Annotated in this window: 16 protein-coding genes and 1 pseudogene; 14 read left to right on the top strand and 3 right to left on the bottom strand. The window is 62.8% G+C overall.

The window, feature by feature from the left end; translation table 11 throughout:
* Positions 1-126: 126 nt before the first annotated feature.
* From F3Y30_RS23370 to F3Y30_RS23340, 7 genes and pseudogenes are all read left to right on the top strand, one after another.
* Positions 127-945 (top strand): MurR/RpiR family transcriptional regulator, encoded by an 819-nt coding sequence (locus F3Y30_RS23370; RefSeq protein ID WP_203427549.1) that lies wholly within the window; start codon positions 127-129, stop codon positions 943-945.
* A gap of 126 nt (positions 946-1,071) precedes the next feature.
* Positions 1,072-2,988 carry a 5-dehydro-2-deoxygluconokinase gene (gene iolC / locus F3Y30_RS23365; RefSeq protein WP_203427548.1) on the top strand — a complete coding sequence of 639 codons (1,917 nt, stop codon included), beginning with the start codon at positions 1,072-1,074 and terminating at the stop codon, positions 2,986-2,988.
* A complete protein-coding gene (gene iolD, locus F3Y30_RS23360) occupies positions 2,985-4,808 on the top strand; it encodes a 3D-(3,5/4)-trihydroxycyclohexane-1,2-dione acylhydrolase (decyclizing) (protein WP_203427547.1) in 1,824 nt (607 codons plus the stop codon). Before iolC ends, iolD begins: the two co-directional genes overlap by 4 nt.
* Position 4,809: 1 nt before the next feature.
* Complete coding sequence (iolE, locus tag F3Y30_RS23355) at positions 4,810-5,736, top strand: myo-inosose-2 dehydratase (protein WP_203427546.1); 927 nt, start codon at positions 4,810-4,812, stop codon at positions 5,734-5,736.
* A pseudogene (gene iolB / locus F3Y30_RS23350) lies at positions 5,729-6,540 on the top strand (5-deoxy-glucuronate isomerase). The gene iolE and the pseudogene iolB overlap by 8 nt, the downstream one beginning before the upstream one ends.
* A 154-nt stretch (positions 6,541-6,694) precedes the next feature.
* On the top strand, positions 6,695-7,813 hold the full coding sequence (locus F3Y30_RS23345) for a Gfo/Idh/MocA family oxidoreductase (RefSeq protein WP_203427545.1): 1,119 nt from the start codon (positions 6,695-6,697) through the stop codon (positions 7,811-7,813).
* Between the two features lie 451 nt (positions 7,814-8,264).
* A complete protein-coding gene (locus F3Y30_RS23340; protein ID WP_203427544.1) occupies positions 8,265-9,305 on the top strand; it encodes a glutamine synthetase beta-grasp domain-containing protein in 1,041 nt (346 codons plus the stop codon).
* A 241-nt stretch (positions 9,306-9,546) separates the two neighbouring features.
* On the opposite strand, the gene F3Y30_RS23335 is transcribed toward F3Y30_RS23340, so the two are convergent.
* Positions 9,547-11,619 (bottom strand): ATP-dependent helicase, encoded by a 2,073-nt coding sequence (locus F3Y30_RS23335; RefSeq protein WP_203427543.1) that lies wholly within the window; start codon positions 11,617-11,619, stop codon positions 9,547-9,549.
* 298 nt (positions 11,620-11,917) lie between these two features.
* Positions 11,918-13,198, bottom strand: coding sequence for an FAD-binding oxidoreductase (locus tag F3Y30_RS23330; RefSeq protein WP_203427542.1), 1,281 nt, complete (start codon positions 13,196-13,198; stop codon positions 11,918-11,920).
* 299 nt (positions 13,199-13,497) lie between these two features.
* On the opposite strand from F3Y30_RS23330, the gene F3Y30_RS23325 reads away from it, so the two are divergent.
* Positions 13,498-14,451: a DUF1403 family protein gene (locus F3Y30_RS23325; RefSeq protein WP_203427541.1), complete on the top strand. Its 954-nt coding sequence runs from the start codon at positions 13,498-13,500 to the stop codon at positions 14,449-14,451.
* Between the two features lie 3 nt (positions 14,452-14,454).
* Positions 14,455-15,123 carry an SMC-Scp complex subunit ScpB gene (locus F3Y30_RS23320; RefSeq protein WP_203427540.1) on the top strand — a complete coding sequence of 223 codons (669 nt, stop codon included), beginning with the start codon at positions 14,455-14,457 and terminating at the stop codon, positions 15,121-15,123.
* Positions 15,124-15,218: 95 nt separating this feature from the next.
* Here F3Y30_RS23320 and F3Y30_RS23315 read toward each other — a convergent pair whose 3' ends face one another.
* Complete coding sequence (locus F3Y30_RS23315) at positions 15,219-16,340, bottom strand: NAD(P)/FAD-dependent oxidoreductase (RefSeq protein WP_203427539.1); 1,122 nt, start codon at positions 16,338-16,340, stop codon at positions 15,219-15,221.
* Between the two features lie 239 nt (positions 16,341-16,579).
* Here F3Y30_RS23315 and F3Y30_RS23310 point away from each other — a divergent pair, with 239 nt between their 5' ends.
* Genes F3Y30_RS23310 through F3Y30_RS23290 form a run of 5 tightly spaced genes read left to right on the top strand, consistent with a single transcriptional unit; the run spans position 16,580 to position 22,560 of the window.
* Positions 16,580-17,566 (top strand): BMP family protein, encoded by a 987-nt coding sequence (locus tag F3Y30_RS23310; RefSeq protein WP_203427538.1) that lies wholly within the window; start codon positions 16,580-16,582, stop codon positions 17,564-17,566.
* Between the two features lie 24 nt (positions 17,567-17,590).
* Positions 17,591-19,048 carry an amidase gene (locus tag F3Y30_RS23305; protein ID WP_203427537.1) on the top strand — a complete coding sequence of 486 codons (1,458 nt, stop codon included), beginning with the start codon at positions 17,591-17,593 and terminating at the stop codon, positions 19,046-19,048.
* Entirely contained in the window at positions 19,045-20,580 is a 1,536-nt protein-coding gene (locus F3Y30_RS23300; protein WP_203427536.1) for an ABC transporter ATP-binding protein, read from the top strand. The genes F3Y30_RS23305 and F3Y30_RS23300 overlap by 4 nt, the downstream gene beginning before the upstream one ends.
* Positions 20,570-21,619 (top strand): ABC transporter permease, encoded by a 1,050-nt coding sequence (locus tag F3Y30_RS23295; protein WP_203427535.1) that lies wholly within the window; start codon positions 20,570-20,572, stop codon positions 21,617-21,619. The genes F3Y30_RS23300 and F3Y30_RS23295 overlap by 11 nt, the downstream gene beginning before the upstream one ends.
* Entirely contained in the window at positions 21,616-22,560 is a 945-nt protein-coding gene (locus tag F3Y30_RS23290) for an ABC transporter permease (RefSeq protein WP_203427534.1), read from the top strand. The genes F3Y30_RS23295 and F3Y30_RS23290 overlap by 4 nt, the downstream gene beginning before the upstream one ends.
* Positions 22,561-22,582: the final 22 nt, after the last annotated feature.

Here is a 22,582-nt window from a genome sequence, read left to right as displayed (position 1 = left end):
CTCGCCCTCTGGTGGCGCGGAGATCCCTTGTTCCGTCGGACGGGAAATCTCCATTTGGAATATACATTCCATTTTGCTAGATTGCGATATCGTTTATGTCAAGTGCCGAGAAGCGGGGTAACAGGAATGACAGGCATCGGAAGTCCGGACACGGTGAAGGCGTTCGAGGAGAGGCTTCTCGACGTGTCGGACAAGCTGCCGAAGCGGCTGCGGCAATGCGCCGACTACGTTGCTGCCAATACCGATCGTATTGCCGTTTCGACCGTGGCTGAGATGGCGGAAGGGGCGGGTGTCCAGCCGTCAGCCTTCATGCGTTTTTGCCAGATCCTTGGGTTCTCGGGCTTCTCCGAGATGCAGAAACTGTTTCGCGATTCGTTCGTGGGCGACTGGCCCGACTATTCGACCCGCCTCAGTCATCTCCGACAGAAGGAGGAAGGTAGCCCGTCGGCGCTCCTTGCCGAATTCGTCGACGCAGGGCGCACATCGCTCGAGGGCTTGCTGAAGACCGTTGATCCGCAATCCCTCGACAAGGCGGTCGACGCGCTGACCGGCGCCGGCATGATCCATATCATCGGCTTGCGCCGCTCCTTCCCCGTCGCAAGCTACATGGCCTATGCCTTCGAGAAGATGGGCGTCCCGGCCATGCTCCACAGCGCAGTCGGCAAGCTCGACAGCCGCCATGCGATCCGTCCCGGCGATGTGCTCCTCGCGATCACCTTCTCGCCCTATACAGCGGAGACGGTGGATCTCGCGCAAGCGGTCGCCGCGCGCGGAATTCCCGTCGTGGCCGTGACGGACACGATCGTAAGCCCTCTTCGAAAATTCGATGCAATCACATTGTCGGTGGCCGAGGTGGATTTCGGGGCGTTTCGTTCGCTTTCGGCCACGCTCTGCCTGGCAATGGCTCTGTCCGTCGCGGTTGGAACGGCACGCCAGATTGGCTGAATATTTGTATTGAAAATCTGGAAAATAGAATTTAATATCCATTTTTAAGAGGAGAACAGTGTCCGTTCCATGCGGGCACGTATGAGGAGCCGGCAGGGACGCCCTGCCGCTCAGAGGGAGGGATTGTTGACGTCACTCGATCTGATCACGATCGGCCGCTCATCCGTGGACCTCTACGGCGCCCAGGTTGGCGGCCGTCTCGAGGACATGGCTTCCTTCAACAAGTACATCGGTGGCTCGCCCACCAATATTGCGGCAGGTACGGCTCGGCTCGGCCTGAAGTCCGCGCTCATCACGCGGGTCGGCGACGAGCACATGGGCCGGTTTATACGGGAGCAGCTTGAACGCGAGGGCGTCGACGTTCGCGGTGTGAAGACCGATCCCGAGCGGCTGACGGCGCTCGTGCTGCTCGGCATCCGCGACGACAAGCAGTTCCCGCTGATTTTCTATCGGGAAGATTGTGCCGACATGGCCCTCTGCGAGGAGGACATCGATCCGCAGTTTGTTGCAGAGGCGCGCTGCGTCTGCGTCACCGGAACCCATCTGTCACATCCGAATACCGAGGCGGCTGTCTTGAAGGCGTTGGCCTGCGCACGAGACAGTGGCGCAAGAACGGCCCTCGACATTGACTATCGTCCGAACCTCTGGGGGCTTGCAGGCCACGGTGCCGGCGAGAGCCGCTACATCGAATCTGAAAAGGTGACAGCGAAGCTTCAGTCGACGTTGCACTGGTTCGATCTCATCGTCGGCACGGAAGAGGAATTCCACATCGCCGGCGGATCCACGGACACGATCGAGGCGCTGAGGGCGGTGAGGAAAGTCTCCGGCGCGACGCTGGTCTGCAAGCGTGGTCCGATGGGGGCGGTCGTTTTCGAAGGAAACATACCGACCAGTCTCGACGAAGGACAAACAGGGGAAGGTTTCCCCATCGAGGTCTTCAATGTCCTCGGCGCCGGTGACGGCTTCATGTCCGGCCTGCTCAAGGGATGGCTCACGGGCGAGGACTGGCCCACCAGCCTGAAGTTCGCCAATGCCTGCGGCGCCTTCGCGGTCTCCCGGCACGGCTGCACGCCAGCCTATCCTAGCTGGACGGAGCTGCAGTATTTCTTCCGGACCGGCATTCGCGACCGGGCGCTGCGGAAGGATGTCCTCCTGGAGCAGGTTCACTGGTCGACGAACCGCACCGGCGAATGGCCGGAGATGCGGGTCTTTGCCTTCGATCACCGGATGCAGCTGGAGGCGATGGCCCGCGAGGCCGGTGTCGGCAACGAACGGATAGGCGCCTTCAAGACGCTCTGCCTCGATGCCGCGCTCGAGGTTTCAGCAGGCAAAACCGGCTACGGCATTCTCTGTGACGGACGGCTCGGGCGTGACGCACTTTACAAAGCTGCAGGCTCCGGATTGTGGATCGGCCGGCCGGTGGAGTGGCCGGGTTCCCGCCCGCTGACGCTGGAACCCGAGATCGGCGTCGATTTCGGTGGACTCGTCGAGTGGCCCGTCGACCATGTGGTGAAGGTCCTCTGCTTCTATCATCCTGACGACAGCGAGGATATGCGGGCAGAACAGGAGGCCACCATCAGGCGCCTTTTCGCGGCTGCCCGCCGCAATCGCCTGGAACTGCTCCTCGAGATCATTCCTTCGAAGGTCGGCCCTACCGACGACAACACGACGGCAGCGATCATCGAGCGGTTCTACGAGATCGGAGTCTATCCGGACTGGTGGAAACTCGAACCGATGAAATCGGAAGCATCCTGGGCGAACGCCTGCGACGCCATCTCACGTCATGATCCATACGTCCGCGGTATCGTCGTACTGGGGCTCGATGCTCCGTCGGTCGAACTCGAGCAGAGCTTTGCAATCGCCGCCAAGTTCGACTTGGTGAAGGGTTTTGCGGTCGGCCGGACAATTTTCGGCGAAGCGGCCCGCAGGTGGCTAGCCGGCGAGATCACGGATGCCGCGGCAATCGAGGACATGTCCAAAAAATACCGGGAGCTCTGCCAGGTCTGGGACCGCGCGCGTGCCCCGAAGGGGGAGGAACGATGAAAACCATCAGATTGACCGCCGCCCAGGCGACCGTCCGCTATCTTGCGAACCAGCTAAACGAGGAGGGAGAGGCGTTCATCGCCGGTGTCTGGGCGATCTTCGGGCATGGAAACGTCGCCGGGATGGGAGAGGCCCTCTACGGCATCCGCGAAAGCTTGCAGACCTATCGCGGCCAGAACGAACAGACGATGGCTCATGCGGCGATCGCTTATGCCAAGCAACTCGGGCGCCGCCGCGCGATGGCCGTGACGTCCTCGATCGGACCAGGCGCTACCAATATGGTGACCGCCGCCGCGCTTGCCCATGTGAACCGGCTGCCCGTGCTGTTCCTGCCCGGCGATGTTTTTGCCAATCGGCATCCCGATCCCGTGCTCCAGCAGATCGAGGATTTCGGCGACGGGACGGTGACGGTCAACGATTGCTTCCGCCCAGTCAGCCGCTATTTCGACCGCATCGTGCGTCCCGAACAACTCTTGAGCGCCTTGCCCCGCGCAATGCGGACGATGACGGATCCGGCGGATTGCGGCCCCGTGACCCTCGCACTCTGCCAGGACGTCCAGGCGGAGGCCTATGACTACCCCGAAAGCTTCTTCGAGCCGAAAGTCTGGCATCGCCGCCGCCCGCGTCCGGACGAGCAGGAGCTCGCAGTCGCGGTCGAGGCGATCAGAAAGGCCCGGAAGCCGCTCATCGTGGCAGGAGGAGGCGTGCACTTTTCGGGTGCCACGGAAGCGCTAAAGGCGTTCGTCGAGAAGCATGGCATTCCTGTTGCCGAAACGCAGGCCGGCAAGTCGGCCCTTCCCTGGGACCATCCGCTGAACTTTGGTCCGATCGGCGTCACCGGCGCTTCGAGCGCCAATGCCATCGCCGAGAGTACCGATCTGGTGATCGGGGTGGGAACGCGGTTCCAGGATTTCACGACGGGCTCCTGGGCCCTCTTCCGCAACACGGATCGGCGCATCCTCTCGCTCAACGTCCAACCCTACGACAGTGTGAAGCACGACGCCCTCCCGCTGGTATCGGACGCAAGGGTGGGACTCGAACTCTTGAGCGAGCATTTGGGAAGCCATCGGTTCCCTGCGCCCGACGCCGGATTGAAGGCCGACTGGTTCGCTCGTGCGGACAAGTTCACCGACGCTCCGGAGGAGGGCAATCGGCTTCCGACCGACATGCAGGTGATCGGCGCGGTCCAGCGGACCGCCCGGGACGACACCGTCGTCATGTGTGCGGCCGGAACGATGCCGGGTGAACTGCATCAGCTCTGGAAGGCCGGGCGCCCCTTGTCCTATCACATGGAGTACGGCTTCTCCTGCATGGGCTATGAGATCGCCGGCGGTCTCGGCATCAAGATGGCAGAACCTGAACGCGACGTTGTCGTGATGGTCGGCGACGGTTCGTACATGATGGCGAATTCGGAACTTGCAACAGCCGTCGCAATGGGTGTGAAGCTCACGGTCGTGGTTACGGACAATCGTGGCTACGGCTGTATCAATCGCCTGCAGATGGCGACAGGTGGCGCCGAGTTCAACAATCTCCTCGAGCATAGTCATCATGTGAATCCGTCGCGGATCGATTTTACGGCGCACGCCGCATCGATGGGCGCCAGGGCAATCAAAGTGGCGACCATTGCGGAATTGGAGAGCGCCCTGAAGGACGCGCGAGGTGAAACGCTTCCGACGGTGATCGTCATAGACACCGACCCCTATCCGGCGCCGGATGTCGGGGGGTACTGGTGGGATGTCGCAGTGCCGGAGGTGTCGGAGCGCAGGCAGGTCAATGAGGCACGTGCCCGCTACGAGGCAGCAGTCAAGGAAAGAAACTAGAATGATACTCTACGGCACAAATCCGATCGCCTGGTCGAATGACGACGACCGCAGCCTAGGTGCGCACATAGGCCTTGAGCAATGCCTGGACGAAACGGCCGAGATCGGGTTCGACGGGATCGAGAAGGGGCACAAGTTTCCGGAGCAACCCGCGGCCCTGAAGGCCGTGCTGGAACCGCGCGGCCTGCGCTACGTGTCCGGGTGGCACTCGTTGAACCTCCTCGTCAATCCGATCGACCAGGAGAAGGCGGCGATGCAGCCCGCACTTGACCTCCTCAAGGCGATGAGATCGAAGGTGATCATCGTCTGCGAAACGTCCAATGCGATCCATGGCAACGATTCCGTCGCCGTGAACGACCGGCCGCGGCTTGCCGATTCCGAATGGGCATCCTTCGGGGCGGGTGTGGAAGCGCTTGCCCAGCATGCTGCCGCGCAAGGCATCACGCTCGTCTACCATCACCACATGGGCACGGTCGTCGAAAGCGAGGACGAGATCGACAGGCTGATGGCGAACACCGGGCCGGCAACGCATCTTCTGCTTGATACCGGGCATTGCCTTTTCGGCGGAGGCGATCCCGCACGCGTGGGCCGCAACTACATGAGCCGCGTGGGCCATATCCATGCCAAGAACGTCAGGCCAGAAATCGCACGGCAGGTGCGCTCCGAAAACCTGTCCTTCCTCGAAGGAGTTCGGCGGGGCGTGTTCACCGTTCCCGGCGATCCGGAGGGAGGCGTCGACTTTGCGCCAGTCCTGAGAACCGCAGCCGAACACGGCTATCAGGGGTGGCTCGTCATCGAAGCCGAGCAGGACCCCGATGTCCGAAATCCATTCAAGTACCAGAGCCTCGGCTTGCGCTCCCTGAAGGCGCTGGCGCGGGAGGCTGGCCTGGACAAGGGCGGTTCCGAAGGGGAGGAGGGCCGTGGCTGATCTCCTGAGAAGACCGGCGGGAAAGGCTGGAAAGGTACATGACATTACCCCGAGACCGCGGGCTGGAAGTATGTCGGATTTGGCCTCTATCATCTGAAGGCAGGCGAGACGGCGAGCGAGGACACCGGCAGCAATGAGGTCATTCTCGTCCTTGTCGAGGGCAGGGCGGAGATCGCCGCCGGTGGGAAGGCGTTCGGCGAGCTCGGTGACCGGATGAACGTCTTCGAGCGGAAGCCGCCACATTGCGTCTTCGTTCCTGGGGCAAGCGGCTGGAGCGCGAGCGCGACGACGGACTGCACGCTGGCCATCTGCACCGCTCCGGCCGGCGCCGGTACTCGCGAGCCCGCGGTCATCGGTCCGGCGGGCATTGCACTTGCCGAACGCGGCAAGGGGGCGAACACCCGCTACATCTATCCGATCGCGATGGAGGAGCGGGACGTCGCCGACAGCCTTTTGGTGACGGAGGTCTTTACGCCGGCCGGCAACTGGTCGTCCTATCCGCCGCACCGGCATGACGAGGACAACTTCCCCGAAATGACCTATCTTGAGGAAACGTACTACCACCGGCTCAATCCGGCGCAGGGGTTCGGCTTCCAGCGCGTCTTCACCGAGGATGGGATGCTCGACGAGACGATGGCGGTTGCCGACGGCGACGTCGTTCTCGTGCCGAAGGGTCATCATCCGTGCGGGGCACCCTACGGCTACGAGATGTACTACCTCAACGTCATGGCGGGGCCCGTGCGCAAGTGGCGCTTCAAGAACCACCCCGACCACGACTGGATCTATCGGCGCGACAATCCCTGAGGAATGTCTCCCGATAGCGTTACCTGTTCCGGGAGGACGCGCCTCAAAAGTAATGACCTGAAGCGTGATGAGCGGGAGGGATGGGCCGCGACGCGGCTGGTTGGATCGCGAACCGTATCGGCAATCGGGCCGAGAAAACAATCGGGAGGAAAGAATGGCGGCACTGGGTATTGGTCTGATCGGGACAGGCTATATGGGAAAATGCCATGCCATGGCCTGGAACGCGGTCTTGCCTGTCTTTGGCGATGTCGAGGCACCGCGTCTTCTGCATCTCGCAGAAACCAGCGACGAACGCGCCCGCCAGAGAGCGAGCGAACTTGGCTTCGAAAAGGCGACGGGCGACTGGCGGACATTCCTGGACGATCCGCTTGTTGATGTCGTCTCGATCACCACGCCGAACCAGTTCCACGCGGAAATGGCGATCGCCGCGTTGGAAGCCGGCAAGCATGTCTGGTGCGAGAAGCCGATGGCAACTGCGCTCGCCGATGCCGAGCGGATGCAGGAAGCCGCGGCACGGTCCGGCAAGGTCGCCGTTCTGGGATACAACTATATCCAGAACCCGGTCATCCGACACATCAGGCGCCTGCTTTCGGAGGGAGCGATCGGAGAGGTCAATCACGTCCGCATTGAAATGGACGAGGACTTCATGGCTGACCCGACGACGCCGTTCTCTACCAGAAGCGCACTTGCCTCCGGCTATGGGGCGCTCGATGACTTCGGCGTCCATCCTCTGTCGCTGCTTTTTACCCTGTTCGGCCACGTCGAATCTGTCGTCACCGACATGGTGAAGCCTTCCGAGGAGCGACCTCTTTCAGGCGGCGGCGCTCGCAAAGTGGAGAACCATGATGTCGCGAGCGTGCTGATGCGCATGGAAAGCGGAACCTCTGTGGTGTTGATGGTCAACCGCGCGGCCTGGGGGCGCAAGGGACGGATTGCCCTGCAGGTCTTTGGTTCCACCGGTTCCATTCTGTACGATCAGGAGCGGATGAACGAATTCGAGATCTACCAGGCGAACGGTCCCACTGAGAACCAGGGCTTCCGGAAGGTTCTGGCGGGGCCGTATCACCAGCCCTACGATCGCTTCGTGCCCGCTCCCGGCCATAGCCTCGGCTTCAACGATCTCAAAGTTATAGAATGCCGGGAACTGATCGCGGCTATTGGCGGCAAGCCGGCCAATCTCATCGACTTCAAGGACGGGCTGCGCATCGAACGCAGCGTTCATGCCATGGCACAGTCTTTTGCCGATCGCGGTTGGGTGCGGGTCGAGGCATAGTTCGAGCGAAATTCTTTTGGCCGGCGCGACGCGGCGCTGGCCACAAGCATCCAATGCGACTAAAAAATTCGCTTGTGACTATATTTTGATCAGATTTTTTGACGCTGCAGCGCAACATTTAGGCGGACGCCTCGCTTCGGCATTCGTGTTCACGATTGTTTAAGCCTCAAGGACGCGCGGCACGCCGTGGCCGGCTGCGACATTTGGTTTCACCTCCTTTCTGTCGGTTCAACCGGTTGCCCGTTGAAAGGCCTAAATAACGCGTCGTCCGTTGACCTGTGCGCAACGCACTCGTCTCGGTTGGGTGCCTGTGTCACCCCACATTCGGGGCGCCGCAATTCGATCTGGCACGGTAAATGCATAATGGTAAGCAGCCGTTGATGGCGGAACGCTGGATGTGGGGCTGTTTTCGACCCCTGCCAGTAACATCATGACCGATGAAAGGTTCGAAATGACAAAATTTAAGCTCGAGTACATCTGGCTTGACGGTTATACCCCGGTTCCCAATCTGCGCGGCAAGACGCAGATCAAGGAATTCGATGCGTTTCCGACGCTTGAGCAACTCCCTCTCTGGGGCTTTGACGGAAGCTCGACGATGCAGGCCGAAGGCCGCAGCTCCGATTGCGTCCTGAAGCCCGTCGCGGTCTATCCCGATCCGGTTCGCACGAACGGCGTGCTCGTGATGTGCGAAGTCATGATGCCGGACGGCAAGACCCCGCATCCGTCCAACTCGCGCGCAACCATTCTCGATGACGAGGGCGCGTGGTTCGGCTTCGAACAGGAATACTTCTTCTACAAGAACGGCCGCCCGCTCGGCTTCCCTGAAACCGGCTATCCCGCGCCGCAGGGCCCGTACTACACCGGTGTTGGCTACAGCAACGTCGGCGACGTCGCACGCAAGATCGTCGAAGAGCACCTTGACATCTGCCTCGCTGCCGGCATCAACCACGAAGGCATCAACGCCGAAGTGGCCAAGGGCCAGTGGGAATTCCAGGTTTTCGGCAAGGGTTCCAAGAGGGCCGCTGACGAAGTCTGGATGGCTCGCTACCTGCTGCAGCGCCTGACGGAAAAGTACGGCATCGACGTTGAATACCACTGCAAGCCGCTCGGCGACACCGACTGGAACGGTTCGGGCATGCATGCCAACTTCTCGACCGCATACATGCGCGAAGTCGGCGGCAAGGAATATTTCGAGGCGCTTATGGCTGCTTTCGAAAAGAACCTGCATGACCACATCAACGTTTACGGCCCGGACAACCACATGCGTCTGACCGGCAAGCACGAAACGGCTCCGTGGAACAAGTTCAGCTATGGTGTTGCCGACCGTGGTGCCTCCATCCGCGTTCCGCACTCGTTCGTGAACAACGGCTACAAGGGCTATCTCGAAGATCGCCGCCCGAACTCCCAGGGAGACCCCTACCAGATCGCTTCGCAGATCCTGAAGACGATCTCGTCGGTCGACACGGGCGCCAAGGTCTCGCAGGCCGCCTGATTTTCGGAAGCTGACGGGGCCGTCTTGCGGCCCTGCCATCTCGCTGCCGGGCTTCTCTGTGAGCAGTCTCTGAATAGGCAGCCCGTCACAGGTCTACAGGCAAATCGCATTGGAAAGCCGCCCTCCGGGGCGGCTTTTTGCGTAACTGCGAGGTTTTGGAGAGCCGCTGCGCGTGGTCAGCCCGACGGTCGGCATCCTTTCGTGGTGCCGGTTCACCGGACTTTAAAGGCTGCGTGGAAATTCACCGCCACATTCCGCGCATACGTGCTCCGGCATCGATCCTGATGTCTCGGCGGCTTCTCTGGCCATCTGCGGCCGGCGCCGCGACCGGCCAGGTCAGGCACTCGAAAAACTGGAGGAGGGTTGCGGGGAGGAAGCGGGTACGCGACGCATAAACATGGCGGTCCCCCTTGGCATTCTGCCCGTGCGTGAAGAAGCGCTGTGGTGTCACGAGATGCAGTCTGTCTTTCGCACGCGTCATCGCCACGTAAAGCAGCCGCCGTTCCTCCTCGATTTCGGCGGTCGTGCCGGTACCGAGGTCGGAGGGAATGCACCCGTCGACACAGTTCAGCACGAAGACTGACTTCCACTCCTGCCCCTTGGAGGAATGGATGGTCGACAGGATGAGATAGTCTTCGTCGAGCAACGGAACGCCGGACTGGTCGCTGGTCGCATCCGGCGGGTCGAGGGTCAGTTCTGTCAGAAAGCGCTCGCGCGAAGGGTAGCCCGCCGCAATCTGCTCCAATTGCAGAAGATCTGCCTGCCGGGTGTCGGCATCCTCATGAATCCGATCGAGGTGTGGCTCATACCAGGCGCGCGCCTCGGCGATTTCGGCCGGCCAACCGGTTGCCCCGGCGTGCACCCTGCGCAGCATTTCGATGAGGGCAGGCCAGTCCTCCCCGGAACGCGGTGGCGGCGGAACCTCGGCCAACGCGAAGAGTGGTTCGGGATTGTCCGCCATCACGTCCAGAATGCGACCCGCGGTCTGCGGGCCGACGCCCGGAACGAGTTGCATCAGCCGGAAGCCTGCAACGCGGTCACGCGGGTTCTGGGCAAAGCGCAGGATCGCCAGCAGATCCTTGACATGGGCGGCATCGAGGAATTTCAGGCCACCAAACTTGACGAAGGGAACGTTGCGGCGGGTGAGCTCCACTTCCAGCGGGCCACTGTGATGCGAGGTGCGAAAGAGCACGGCTTGCTGCTTGAGCGGTGTTCCGGTTTCGCGGCGCTCCAGCACCTGCTCCACGATGTAGCGAGCCTGGTCGGCCTCGTCGCGAACCGTTACCAGCGCCGGCCGGTCGGCTGCTTCCCGCTCCGTCCAGAGGTTCTTGGTGAAGCGCTCGCGCGCGAGGTCGATCACGCCGTTCGCTGCCGCGAGAATGGGCTGGGTCGAGCGATAGTTCCGGTCGAGGGTGATGATGTCGGCGGCAGGGGTGAAGGCGCTGGGGAAGTCGAGGATGTTTCTAACCGTCGCCGCGCGGAACGAGTAGATCGACTGGGCATCGTCGCCCACGACCGTCAATCCGCCACCGCCGGGCCGGAGTGCCATGAGAATGGAGGCCTGGAGCCGGTTCGTGTCCTGATACTCGTCCACAAGGACATGGTCCCAGCGTCCGGCGATGTCGTCGGCCAGAACAGGATCGCTCACGGTCGTCGCCCAGTAGAGCAGCAGGTCGTCATAGTCGAGCACGTTTTGGGCCTGCTTGGCTTCGACATAGGACGCGAAGAGCTCTCGCAACTCTTTCTCCCAGCCCGCGCACCAGGGGAAGAATGTCTTGAGGACCTGATCGAGCGGTTCCTCGGCATTGACGGCGCGCGAGTAGATGGACAGGCAGGTACCCTTGGTGGGAAACCGGCTTTCGGTTTTCGAAAAGCCCAGTTCGTGCCGGATCAGATTCATGAGATCTGCCGAATCTTCCCGATCGTGGATTGTGAAGTCGGGGTTCAAGCCGATCTGATCGGCGTAGTCCCGCAGGAGCCTCGCACCGATGCCGTGAAATGTGCCGGCCCAGGTCAGCGCATCCGTCATGATCCCCGCATTCGCTCCAAGCACCTTCGCACAGATCCGTTCGACCCGGTGCGCCATTTCTGACGCGGCACGGCGCGAGAAGGTCATCAGCAGGATGCGCCGCGGATCGGCGCCATTGACGATCAGGTGAGCGACCCGGTGCGCCAGCGTGTTGGTCTTGCCGGAGCCTGCGCCTGCGATGACGAGCAGCGGTCCGGCCGTCGATCCGTCGGGCAGGTTCGACCCGTATTCGACGGCCCTGCGTTGGGCATCGTTCAGTTTGTCGAGATAGGCTGCCGCGCTCATTTAAACTCCAGCAGATTGCGTGTTCCGGCTTGTCGTTCCCTTGGCCGAGTCATCGAATCGAAAGAAACGGCGGAACATAGTGGGAACTTATGGCAAGCGCGCGTGCTTGGAAACCCTTGCCGAAACGCCCGTCGGCGGCCGGGCCGGAAACTCTTGAGGTCGCACTAGCGGCCTCGCGTCAATTGCACGAAATGCGCCAGACTACCGCCGGCAAAAGTTCGAGGCGGCCCTGGGTGAGGAACTACCTTAAGTCAAAGGGCTGGAGGATTTCCCCGACGCGGAGAAACACGAAAATGCGCTAGACGCTGAAAGCATCTCGCAAGCGGCCATAGAAAATCCGCGCCGCGACTCCGAACCGATGCAGCCCGTGAAACGGAATGGGGTGCAACCCGATATCGACCGGCATGGGAAAGGGCTGTGTCGCCCCGGTGGCGATGCGCTCCGCAAGCAGGCGCCCCATGAGGGTCGCCATCGCCACCCCGCGACCGTTGTATCCGAGCATCAGGTGGAGGCCTGCTTCCGGTTCGGTCAGGTGCGGGTAGTGGTCGGTGGTGAGCGCCACCTGTCCGCTCCATCGCCATGGCCACGCAACTCCTTTCAGTGATGGCCAGAGGCGTTCGGCATGCGAAACCAGATGACCGGTCCGTTCCTCTCCGCTGGTTTTCCCGGAGCTTCGGCCCCCCATAAGCAGCCGCCCCTGATGGTCGACGCGGTAGTACACGGTATTCCAGCCGATCTCATAGACAGAGGATCGGCTCGGCATGATGTCAGCGAGCAGGGCAGGTGGGAGTGGATCCGTGGCGACGATCGCGCTCATGACCGGAATGATGGTACGACGGAGGCCGGGCCACAGGTTATCGGTGTAGCCGTTCGTGCAGAGGATCGCATGCGGCGCCGTGACGGTGCCGGTGGGAGTTCTGACCTTCCAGTTCACCCCTTGTCTTTCGATTGTCTGGGCAGGCGAGAATGCGTGAATGCGTGCTCCAGCCCGAAGGGCGGCTGCCGCAATGCCGCGCGCATAGGCAAGCGGGTTGATGTGACCGCCGCGAGGATCGAACAGGCCCGACACGTAGTGGCGCGTAGCCGTTCTTCGCACCATCTCGACCGCCTCCAACCTTTCGACGGGTATGCCGCGCAGCGAGAGCTGGCGGAAGAGATCCTCTTCGCCTTTCTGCGATGGAAGATTGATCGCCGCCCGCAAGGTACCTGACCGCACGGGCGAGCAACCGATCTCGAGTCGCTCGATGAGATCGAACACTTCGTCGGGTGCCCCCTGGGAGAGCGCAAACATCCGTTGGCCGAGGTCGCTGCCGTGATCCGCCTCCAACTGGTCCGGCGGGACCTTAAGTCCGGGGTTGACCTGACCGCCATTTCGCCCCGAGCATCCGTGGGCAAGGTCATGCGCTTCGAGAACCAGCGGCTTCAGCCCTCGTTCGGCAAGGTGCAGGGCAGAGCTGAGACCGGTATAGCCGCCGCCCACGATAACGACGTCCGCGCTCGTTTCTCCGGTCAACGGCACAGTGGCCGATCCAGGTGCCGTGCTCTGCCAGTAGAGGTTCAGCGCGTTGGGTGATGCCATGTAAAGGGAGCCTGCAGTAAACGTGGGATCGACGGGCGTCGTGGTCGGGAGAGGGGAAACAGGGTGATGGAAAGCCTTCCGGGTACTGCCGGGTGCGTGTGGAGAGTATGGGCGGTTTTGTTTCTGCACAAGCGGCCAATCCTGCGTTGCAAACGAAAAGTGAAGAGGCACGCCACCGTCGTCAGCCTCTGAGCCGGGCCCGAAGCGGAAGACCGGTGGACAACAGCGCTCATGGCATATTGCGGCGCTTTCCCGCTTTGGCCGTAGGTCAAAACGCCGCCATTTGCTATTCTCCAAGCATGGTTCGATTCGACAAGTCTATCCACGATCAAGCGCGTGCAACGAGAGAGCCCCAGCCGTTTCCCGGTTGGGCGCGGTCGCGGGTTGCCCTCGAAAATCCGCTGGAGGCTGCCTTCGCCGCCGGGGCAGCCCTTGCATCCATTCACCCGATCGCGATGCAGGACGAAGGGATTGGCCTCTTGTGGCGCCGCCGGCTCGCGCTCAGGAACGCGGCGGAGATGGTCAGGATGCAGGGCCGCAAGGAAAGCGAGGCCGACCTGCGCGATGCCTGGGTGCTGCGTCGTCCCGGCGACGATCCGGGGCCGGCGGGGCGCGTTCTCGAGGCATGGCGCAGGCTTGCGACAAAAGCTTCGCTCGATGGCGAGAGCTGGCAGGCATCGGTTGCAGACTCGCTGGCGCCCGGGCGAGGGGAGCGACTTCCCGACTTGCTGATGAGCGTGACAGAGGTCGTCGGTGCAAGCCAGGGCCCGCTTGCTGCCGCGGGACAGGCCGCCGCGCGTGTCATGCAGGCGATGCCGGAAGCCGAAGCGCTTGCATTCTGGTTTGCGGATGCGGCCCTCGCGATCCGCATGAAATGGCCGGCACCGGTGCCGCTCCTCGTGCCTTACGTGAAGCGGTCGGAGTTGCGCTGTGCTGCGGCTTCCCCCGAGGATGGTGGTAGCTGGATGCGGGTCTGCAGCCTGGCCTATGCACGGGCGGCGGCGGACGCCTTTGATCTTCACGCCGAGATCACCCGGCGCGCCGACATGTTGATCGCAGTCGCACCCAAGCTTCGCGCCAAGGAGGCCTCGACGCTCGTGGCCGCACTGCTTTCGGAGGATGCCCACGCGGCCGGCTCCGCAACGGACAGGACGACGGACCGTTCGGGCCGCAGGTTCTTCGATCGACTGCAATCTCTGGGCGCCGTCCGGGAACTCACCGGGCGCACCACCTTTCGCTTATACGGGCTTTGACCGATGGCGAAGCGGCTGCAACAACTCGCCCTTATCGACGTCGAACTCGCCGACCTCCCACCTGAGCGTCGCTGGCGTGAATGGAAGAACCGCATCGAAGCAGTGATCTTCGCCTCGGCCACGCCGGTGTCGCGGGAGACCCTCAGCCGTGTCGTCGGCAGCGAGTGCAACATCGAGCTGATTATCGACGACATCTGTGACGATCTCCGCGAACGGCCCTATGAACTCGTGGCGGTCGCCGGCGGATGGCAGCATCGCACGAGACCCGGCTACGCCGGAGTGATCAGGGCTTCGGGCGCCCCCACGGAACCCCTGCACGAGGTCTCGCAGCATGAGGCCACGGTCCTTATGGCGATCGGCTACTTCCAGCCGCTGACACGGTCCGAGATCTCGGTGATCTTTGGAAAGGAGGTCAGCCGCGATACCATCGCGAACCTCCGCCAGGCCGGGTTCGTGACCTATGGTCCGCGCAGTCCCACGCCGGGCGCGCCCTATACCTATGTCACCACGCCTGCCTTCCTCTCCGCATTTGGCTTCGACAGCCTGCGAGACCTCCCCGATATCGAAATGCTCGAGGATTCCGGGCTTTTGAGCCGCAGGGAGTTCACTTCGGAGTTCGGGAGCCCAGCCGGTGACGATCGGGACGAAACGGTCGAGCAGGACATGGAGTAGGGGGCCGCATCCTCCTCGCTTGTCGTCCGCCACCTTCCAAAGATGATTGTGGCCTGTGCCGAAACTTGAGGACTCCGCTTGGGAAGCCAGATGGGTCAGGACCGGAGCGTTGCGAGATCCATCACATACTCGGCAATGGCAAGGCACGATGTGAGGCCGGGGCTTTCGATGCCGAAAAGATGCACGAGCCCGCTTGCCCCATGGATCGCCGGACCGTGGATCGCAAAATCGGCGGCGGGAGCGCCTCGCGGCGCGAGCTTGGGCCTTATTCCGCTATAGGCCGGCTGCAGGCAGTCGTCCGGAAGATCGGGCCAGTAGCGGCGGATCTCTTTGAAGAAGTCCCGACACCGTTCAGGATCGACCCGGTAGTCGATCCTGTCCGTCCATTCGACATCGGGGCCGAACCGCATGTTTCCGCCAAGGTCCATCGTGAGATGCACGCCGAGCCCGCCTTCCTGCGGCACGGGATAGATCAGCCGTGAAAAGACGTTTCGCGCCGGCGCGGAAAAGTAATTCCCCTTGGCGAGGTAGAGGTTCGGTACCTTGGAGCGGTCGGTTCCTTCGACGGCCATGGCAAGTGCATTGGCGGAAAGACCGGCGGCGTTGATGAACGTCCGTGCGGCAATTTCGAAATGCGTTCCGCTGGTCGTGTCGCGCGTGGCCAGAACGAGGCCGTCGTCCATTCGCCTGCGGGCGGATACGATTTCCGTGTTGAAGGCGAGGGCGGCCCCGCTGTCTTCGGCGTCGGCGCGCAACGACATCATGAGCGCATGGCTGTCGATGATGCCTGTCGATGGGGAAAGAAGTGCAGCCACGCAGGAGAGCGCGGGTTCAAGAGCGCGGGCAGCGTCGTCCGAAAGCAGCTCGAGATCTGTCACGCCGGCCGCCTCGGCAGTCTCCCGGATCTTCTGCAATCCCGCGCGCTGGCTCTCATCCGTTGCAACGATCAGCTTGCCGCAGCGCCGGTGCGGAACGTGCATCTCCTCGGCGTAGCGATAGAGACGCTTTCGTCCCTCCACGCAGAAGCGCGCCTTCAACGAGCCACGGGGATAGTAGAGCCCGGCATGGATGACTTCCGAGTTTCGGGAACTCGTGCCTGCGCCAATAATCGGCTCGGCCTCGATGACGAAGGTCTCCAGCCCCCGCCTTGCAGCCTCGCGGGCGATCGCAAGGCCGACGACGCCGGCTCCGGCAACGACGCATTCGACTTCTTCCATGCTGGACCTCCGATTCAGTGCCCTCCGAGTTCAGACCACCAATCGGGCTGACAATCAACGGCTCGCGGCATGGACGGGTTTGGGTGCCCGCTGAGCCGGGTGATTGTTTGGAAACGCCCGTCCGGAGTGTGGCTGATTTTGGTGCATGATCATTTATTATGCAGTGCGTTTGCTTGACTCGGTTTTGTGCGAATCCTATGGTTTTTGAACCAGTTGGTAAAAAAGATGGGGACCCGCCGATGACCAATCGCATTCTGATTTCACGCCGTGCCGTTCTGGCGACCGGACTTGCCGTTGGGGTGAGTGGCCTGGTCCCGTCAGCGCGCGCCCAGGCACCACTCAAGGTCGCCGGCATCCACGCTTCCCCCGTCGAAAATGCCTGGAACTCGCGTCTTCACGAGGCGCTGCAGGCAGCGGCGGCAGAAGGCGTGATCGAATACAAGTTCTCCGAGGGCGTGTCGGGAACGGACTATCCGCGGGCCATGCGCGAATATGCCGATCAGGGTTTCAAGCTGATCGTCGGCGAATCCTATGCCGTGGAGCGTGAAGCGCGGCAGGTCGCGGCGGACTATCCGGACACCGCCTTCCTGATGGGGTCGAGCGGCGACGCCGCGGGCGATAATTTCGGCGTCTTCGGAACCTGGAACCACGACGGGGCATACCTCGCCGGCATGCTCGCCGGGAAGATGACCAAGTCGAACGTCGTCGGCTCCGTCGGCGCGATTCCGATCCCGGAAGTCAACATGCTGATCAACGCCTTCGCCGCCGGCGTCAAGGAAGTGAACCCCGACGCGAAGCACCTGGTGTCCTTCATCGGCACGTTCTTCGATCCGCCGAAGGCGCGGGAAGCCGGACTTGCGCAGATCGACGCCGGTGCGGATATCCTCTTCGGCGAACGCATCGGGACGGCCGATGCGGCCAAGGAACGGGGTATCAAGTCGGTTGGCTCTCTGCTCGACTATACACCGCGCTATCCGGACACCGTTTTTGCGAATGCGATGTGGTACTTCCGGCCTATTCTTAATGCAGCGGTTGCGGATGTGAACGCTGGAAACCCCGTCGGCAAGAGCTACACGGCCTACGGCCTGATGAAGGACGGCGGCAGCGACATCGTCTATGTGAAGGGTGTGGCGCCTGCGGACGCCGAAGCCGCGATGGAAGCAAGACGTGCAGAGATCAAGGCCGGAAGGTTTGAAGTGCCGATCATGATGGAAGAGCCGAAGTAAGCGGCGAACGCAGATCGGTCGGACATGAGCAGGATGGAACAGCCTCGGCAGTCGCCAGTCGTTTCGGCGGCCGGCGATGCAACGTCGCTTGCCGCGGCGATCGCGGCCGGTTCGCTTTCGTGCGCCGAGGCCATGGAAGCGGCGCTGGAGGCGGCGGAGCAACGCCGCGCCGAGGGTGCCATTTGCCATATGGATGCGGAGGCGGGCAGGGCTGCGGCCAGAGGCATGGACGCGGCGCAGCTGTCTGATCCGGAAGGGTTCTCCCGGCGGCGCTTCGCCGGTGTGCCGACCCTTGCCAAGGATCTCGGAGGTCCTTTCGCCGGATACCCGGTTGTAGCCGGTTCTCGGGCGCTCGAAGGTCGCGTGGATGGCAGCGCGGATTCGGATCTCGCGGTCCGGTTTCGCAAGGCCGGCTTCTGTCTGTTCGGTGTGACGACCAGCCCGGAGTTCGGGCTTTCGCTGTCGAGCGAACCGATGCGAGGTCCCGTGTGCCGCAATCCGCTCGCGCTTGACCGGACGGCGGGGGGATCATCCGGCGGTGCGGCGGCTGCGGTCGCGTCCGGCATAGTAGCGATTGCCCATGCGACGGATGCGGGTGGGTCCATCCGGGTGCCCGCCGCCTGCTGTGGGCTCGTCGGGTTGAAGCCTACCCGCGGCCTGATCCCGGGCGGTCCCGCCTTCGGAAACCATCTGGGAGGAATTGCCAGCGAACTTGCGGTTTGCCGTTCTGTCCGCGATGCGGAAGCGATACTCGGCGCAATTGCGGGGAAGGTGCGCGGACCCTTTGCGGATCCGCAGACCGATGAGGTCGGTCCCGGTTCACTGCGGATCGGCGTGCTCGAGGATACCGGCGTCCTTTATCCGACAGATGGCGAGCGCTTTCACGCTGTTGCCGAGGCTGCCAGAAGTCTCGAGGCGGCGGGGCACACGCTCATTCCACTGAAATGGGAGGCGTTGGAGCACGCGGTCAACATGAGCCAGCGGGCATTCGCCGATATCGTGGCCGTCAATCTCGCAAATCTTGCTACCTCCGCCGATCTCGACTTGGAAAAAGTGGAACCGATGTCGCGCGCCTTCGTGGAAAGGGGAGCAGCCCTTGCGGGCACCACGCTTTGGGAGACCCTCAATCAGGGCGTTCTTGTCAGCGCGGCGCTCTGGAGCCTGTTCGATACGGTCGATTGCATCCTCGCGCCGATGCTTTCCTGTGCGCCGCCGCCCATTGGTTCCTTCCCGTCCGACCATGGGGATACAGACCTTCACCTCCAGCGGATGGCCCGTTTCTCACCGACTGCCGCCCTTGCGAACGTTTCAGGCTTCCCGGCGATAACGCTGCCTTTCGGCCGTGACGATGAAGGGCTTCCGTTGCCCGTGCAACTGATCGGTCCGATGGGGCAGGACGCCCTGCTGTTGTCGCTCGCCGCGCGTCTCGAAGGCGAGGGACGTTGGACCCACGCGTTTCCTGTTGCGGGGTTTGGAGCATGACCGACCGTCTCGTTCTCGAACTTGTCGGGATCACCAAGCGCTTTGGTACCATCGTCGCCAATGACGACATCTCCATCGGTCTTCGCGAGGGAGAGCTTCTGGCGCTGCTTGGCGAGAACGGCGCCGGTAAGACAACGCTCATGAGCGTGCTCTTCGGTCATTATGCACCGGATGCAGGCACGGTGTATGTCCACGGCAAGGAACTTCCACACGGCAAGCCCAGGGCGGCGATCCGCGCGGGCGTCGGCATGGTGCACCAGCATTTCTCGCTGGCCGCCAACCTCACCGTGCTCGAGAACGTGATGACGGGCACCGAGACCCTCTGGTCGCTGCGGTCCGACCGGTCGGGCGCGCGCGCGAAACTCCTCGATATCTCGCGACGCTTCGGCCTGACCGTCGATCCCGATGCGCGGCTGGGCGATCTTTCCGTCGGAGAGCAGCAGCGCGTCGAGATCCTGAAGGCGCTCTACAACGATGCGCGCATCCTCATCCTCGACGAGCCGACCGCAGTTCTCACCAATCTCGAAGCGGAGCGCCTGTTCCAGACGCTCAAGGAAATGGCCCGGCAGGGCCTCTCTCTGATCTTCATTTCCCACAAGCTCGATGAGGTCATGGCGGCGGCGGATCGCGTGATCGTCCTGCGCGGCGGCAAGGTCGCGGCCGAGCGCCGTGCGAGCGAGACCAGCAAGGCGGAACTCGCGGAACTGATGGTCGGCAGGCGCGTCACCCGTCCGGTCCGCGAACCCGCGACACCCGGTGCGGTAGCCTTCGAGGCCACCGGCGTGACGGTCGTGGAGAACGGAGTTGAGAGGCTGACGTCGGTTGATTTCTCCCTCCGCGAAGGTGAAACGCTCGGGATCATCGGTGTTTCCGGCAATGGCCAGGCGGCACTCGCGAAGCTCATGTCGGGCGTCATCGGTCCGAATAGCGGAGACATGCTTCTGTTTGGCCAGCCGATCCCGGGTCTCGACGTCAAGGGAGCCATTGAGGCGGGCATCGGACGCATTCCCGAGGACCGCAACAAGCAGGGCGCCATCGGCGAGATGGCGATCTGGGAAAATGCCATTCTTGAGCGCGTCTGGTCGTCTGAATATTCAAGGAATGGCCTCGTTGACAGGTCCGCTGGTCAGGCCTTCGCGCAGCGCATCATCCAGGAATTCGACGTGCGCGGGGCGACCGTCGCGAGCCGCACGCGGTTACTGTCTGGCGGAAACATGCAGAAGCTCATTCTGGGGCGCAACCTTCACCAGCGTCCACGTATTCTAGTCGCCGCACAGCCGACGCGCGGTCTTGACGAGGGAGCGGTGGCGGCGATCCACGCCCGCATCCTGGAGGCGCGCAGGCAAGGAACTGCAGTTCTGCTGATATCCGAGGATCTCGACGAAGTAATGGGCCTTGCGGATCGGATACAGGCAATCGTGAAGGGCAGGCTTTCGCCCCCGGTCGCAGCTGAAGACGCGAACCCGCGCCTGCTTGGATTGATGATGGCAGGCGAATGGCAGGCGACCGGAGCTTACAGTCATGCGTCTTGAGCGCCGCGATCACCGTCCCCTCTATCTCATCCTGCTCGCGCCCGTCCTTGCGGTCGTGGCGGCACTGGCTATCGCCGGCATCCTCATTGCTCTTGCCGGTGCGCCCGTGTTGGAAGCCTATTGGCGAATTCTTGCAAGCGCGTTCGGGACGCGGCTTGCGGCCACGGAAACATTGACGCGCGCCACGCCGCTGATGCTGACCGGACTTGCCGCTGCCGTCGCCTTCCGGGCGCGGCTCTGGAACATCGGGGCCGAGGGGCAGTTCTATCTCGGCGCGATCACGGTTGCTGCGCTTGGCTCAAGCGCGCTCTCGGCGCTTCCCGCGCCACTGTTGGTCCCGGTGCTCTTCGCCGGCGGGGCCGTTGCCGGCATGCTGCTCCTGCTGCTGCCGCTGTGGCTCCGCCTCCGCTTTTCGGTGGACGAGGTGGTGACCAGCCTGCTCCTCAATTTCGTGGCGGTCCTCTTCGTGTCGATGCTGATCGACGGCGTGCTGAAGGATCCGCTCGCTTTCGGATGGCCGCAGTCGCTTCCGGTCGCTGACCATGCGCAGCTTCCGAAGCTGATCGCGCGCTCGCGCCTGCATATCGGACTGGCGGTGGCTGTCGCGGTGGCGCTGGGCATCTATTTCCTGCAGTCGCGCACCGTCTTCGGCCTGCAATCGCGGGCGGCAGGCCTCAATCCGGACGGGGCGGTGTTCGCGGGCGTTCCGCTCGCGCGCACCCTCGTCAAGGTCGCCTGCATTTCAGGTGGCCTTGCCGGATTGGCCGGTGCCATCGAGGTCATGGGCGTCAAGGGCTATGTGACGACGGATCTGTCGCCGGGATACGGCTATTCCGGCATCATCGTCGCCATGCTTGCCAACCTCCATCCTATCGGGGTGATCGCCGCCGCGCTCTTCACGGCCACGATGTTCGTGGGTGCGGACGGCATGAGCAGGGCGCTCGGCATACCGACCTATATCGCCGACGTGACGGTTGCGCTGTCGCTGTTGACCATGCTCGTCGCGCTGTTCTTCACCCAGTACAGGCTGCGCAGATGACGGCACTTTTCGACATCATCGCCTCGGCGGGATTGTGGGCCGCGGTTCTCCGGATCGCGACGCCGCTCATATTCGGTACGCTCGGAGCCGTTCTCAGCGAGCGCTCCGGGGTTCTCAACCTCGGCATCGAAGGCATCATGACGTTCGGCGCCATGATTGGGTGGCTGGCGGTCTTCAACGGTGCGGATCTGTGGACCGGGCTGCTCGTGGCCGCACTGGCGGGCGGGCTGTTCGGCCTCCTGCACGCGCTCCTGACCGTTACCCTCGGCTTGTCGCAGCATGTAACCGGTCTCGGCATCACCCTTTTCGCTTCGAGCCTAAGTTACTTCATCTTCCGGCTTGTCGTGCCGCTTGCCTCGACCCCGCCGACGATCGTGCCGTTTCAGCCGATTGCGATACCGGGCCTTTCTGACCTGCCGTTTTTCGGCCCCGCATTGCTCACCCAGACACCGCCGACCTATCTTGCCATCGTCATTGCCGCGATCCTCGCCTATGTGCTCTTCCGCACACCCCTTGGGCTCGCGGTGAGGATGGCGGGCGAGAACCCGCACGCTGCGGAGGCCCAGGGGCTCAATCCAGTCCGGTTGCGCTATGGGGCTATCGTCGTGGGGAGTGCGCTGATGGGAATGGGCGGCGCGTTCCTCACCCTGTCCGCCTTCAACAGCTTCTTTCCGACCATGGTGCAGGGGCGCGGCTGGATCTGCATCGCTCTTGTCGTCTTCGCGTCCTGGCGGCCCGGCCGGGCGCTCCTCGGAGCGCTGCTCTTCGCCTTCTTCGATGCTTTCCAGCTCCGGCTGCAGACCGTTCTCGGTGATCTGGTCCCCTACCAGATATTCCTGATGATACCCTACATCCTGTCCATTCTCGCACTGGCCGTGATGGCGCGGCGCGCGCGGGTTCCGCAGGCTCTTATGCAACCATATCGCAGGGGCGAGCGATAAGCCGTTCGTGCGCAGAACCTCC

It is taken from the genome of Sinorhizobium sp. BG8 (genome assembly GCF_016864555.1).
In the GTDB taxonomy this organism is placed as follows: domain Bacteria; phylum Pseudomonadota; class Alphaproteobacteria; order Rhizobiales; family Rhizobiaceae; genus BG8.
This window is presented reverse-complemented; position numbering and strand designations above follow the sequence as displayed.

Bases quoted from the DNA above. Each gene is read 5' to 3' on its own strand.
- F3Y30_RS23370 (WP_203427549.1), top strand. From the start codon at position 127: ATGACAGGCATCGGAAGTCCGGACACGGTGAAGGCGTTCGAGGAGAGG.
- iolD (WP_203427547.1), top strand. From the start codon at position 2,985: ATGAAAACCATCAGATTGACCGCCGCCCAGGCGACCGTCCGCTATCTT.
- iolE (WP_203427546.1), top strand. From the start codon at position 4,810: ATGATACTCTACGGCACAAATCCGATCGCCTGGTCGAATGACGACGAC.
- F3Y30_RS23345 (WP_203427545.1), top strand. From the start codon at position 6,695: ATGGCGGCACTGGGTATTGGTCTGATCGGGACAGGCTATATGGGAAAA.
- F3Y30_RS23340 (WP_203427544.1), top strand. From the start codon at position 8,265: ATGACAAAATTTAAGCTCGAGTACATCTGGCTTGACGGTTATACCCCG.
- F3Y30_RS23335 (WP_203427543.1), bottom strand. From the start codon at position 11,619: ATGAGCGCGGCAGCCTATCTCGACAAACTGAACGATGCCCAACGCAGG.
- F3Y30_RS23330 (WP_203427542.1), bottom strand. From the start codon at position 13,198: ATGGCATCACCCAACGCGCTGAACCTCTACTGGCAGAGCACGGCACCT.
- F3Y30_RS23325 (WP_203427541.1), top strand. From the start codon at position 13,498: ATGGTTCGATTCGACAAGTCTATCCACGATCAAGCGCGTGCAACGAGA.
- F3Y30_RS23320 (WP_203427540.1), top strand. From the start codon at position 14,455: ATGGCGAAGCGGCTGCAACAACTCGCCCTTATCGACGTCGAACTCGCC.
- F3Y30_RS23315 (WP_203427539.1), bottom strand. From the start codon at position 16,340: ATGGAAGAAGTCGAATGCGTCGTTGCCGGAGCCGGCGTCGTCGGCCTT.
- F3Y30_RS23310 (WP_203427538.1), top strand. From the start codon at position 16,580: ATGACCAATCGCATTCTGATTTCACGCCGTGCCGTTCTGGCGACCGGA.
- F3Y30_RS23305 (WP_203427537.1), top strand. From the start codon at position 17,591: ATGAGCAGGATGGAACAGCCTCGGCAGTCGCCAGTCGTTTCGGCGGCC.
- F3Y30_RS23300 (WP_203427536.1), top strand. From the start codon at position 19,045: ATGACCGACCGTCTCGTTCTCGAACTTGTCGGGATCACCAAGCGCTTT.
- F3Y30_RS23295 (WP_203427535.1), top strand. From the start codon at position 20,570: ATGCGTCTTGAGCGCCGCGATCACCGTCCCCTCTATCTCATCCTGCTC.
- F3Y30_RS23290 (WP_203427534.1), top strand. From the start codon at position 21,616: ATGACGGCACTTTTCGACATCATCGCCTCGGCGGGATTGTGGGCCGCG.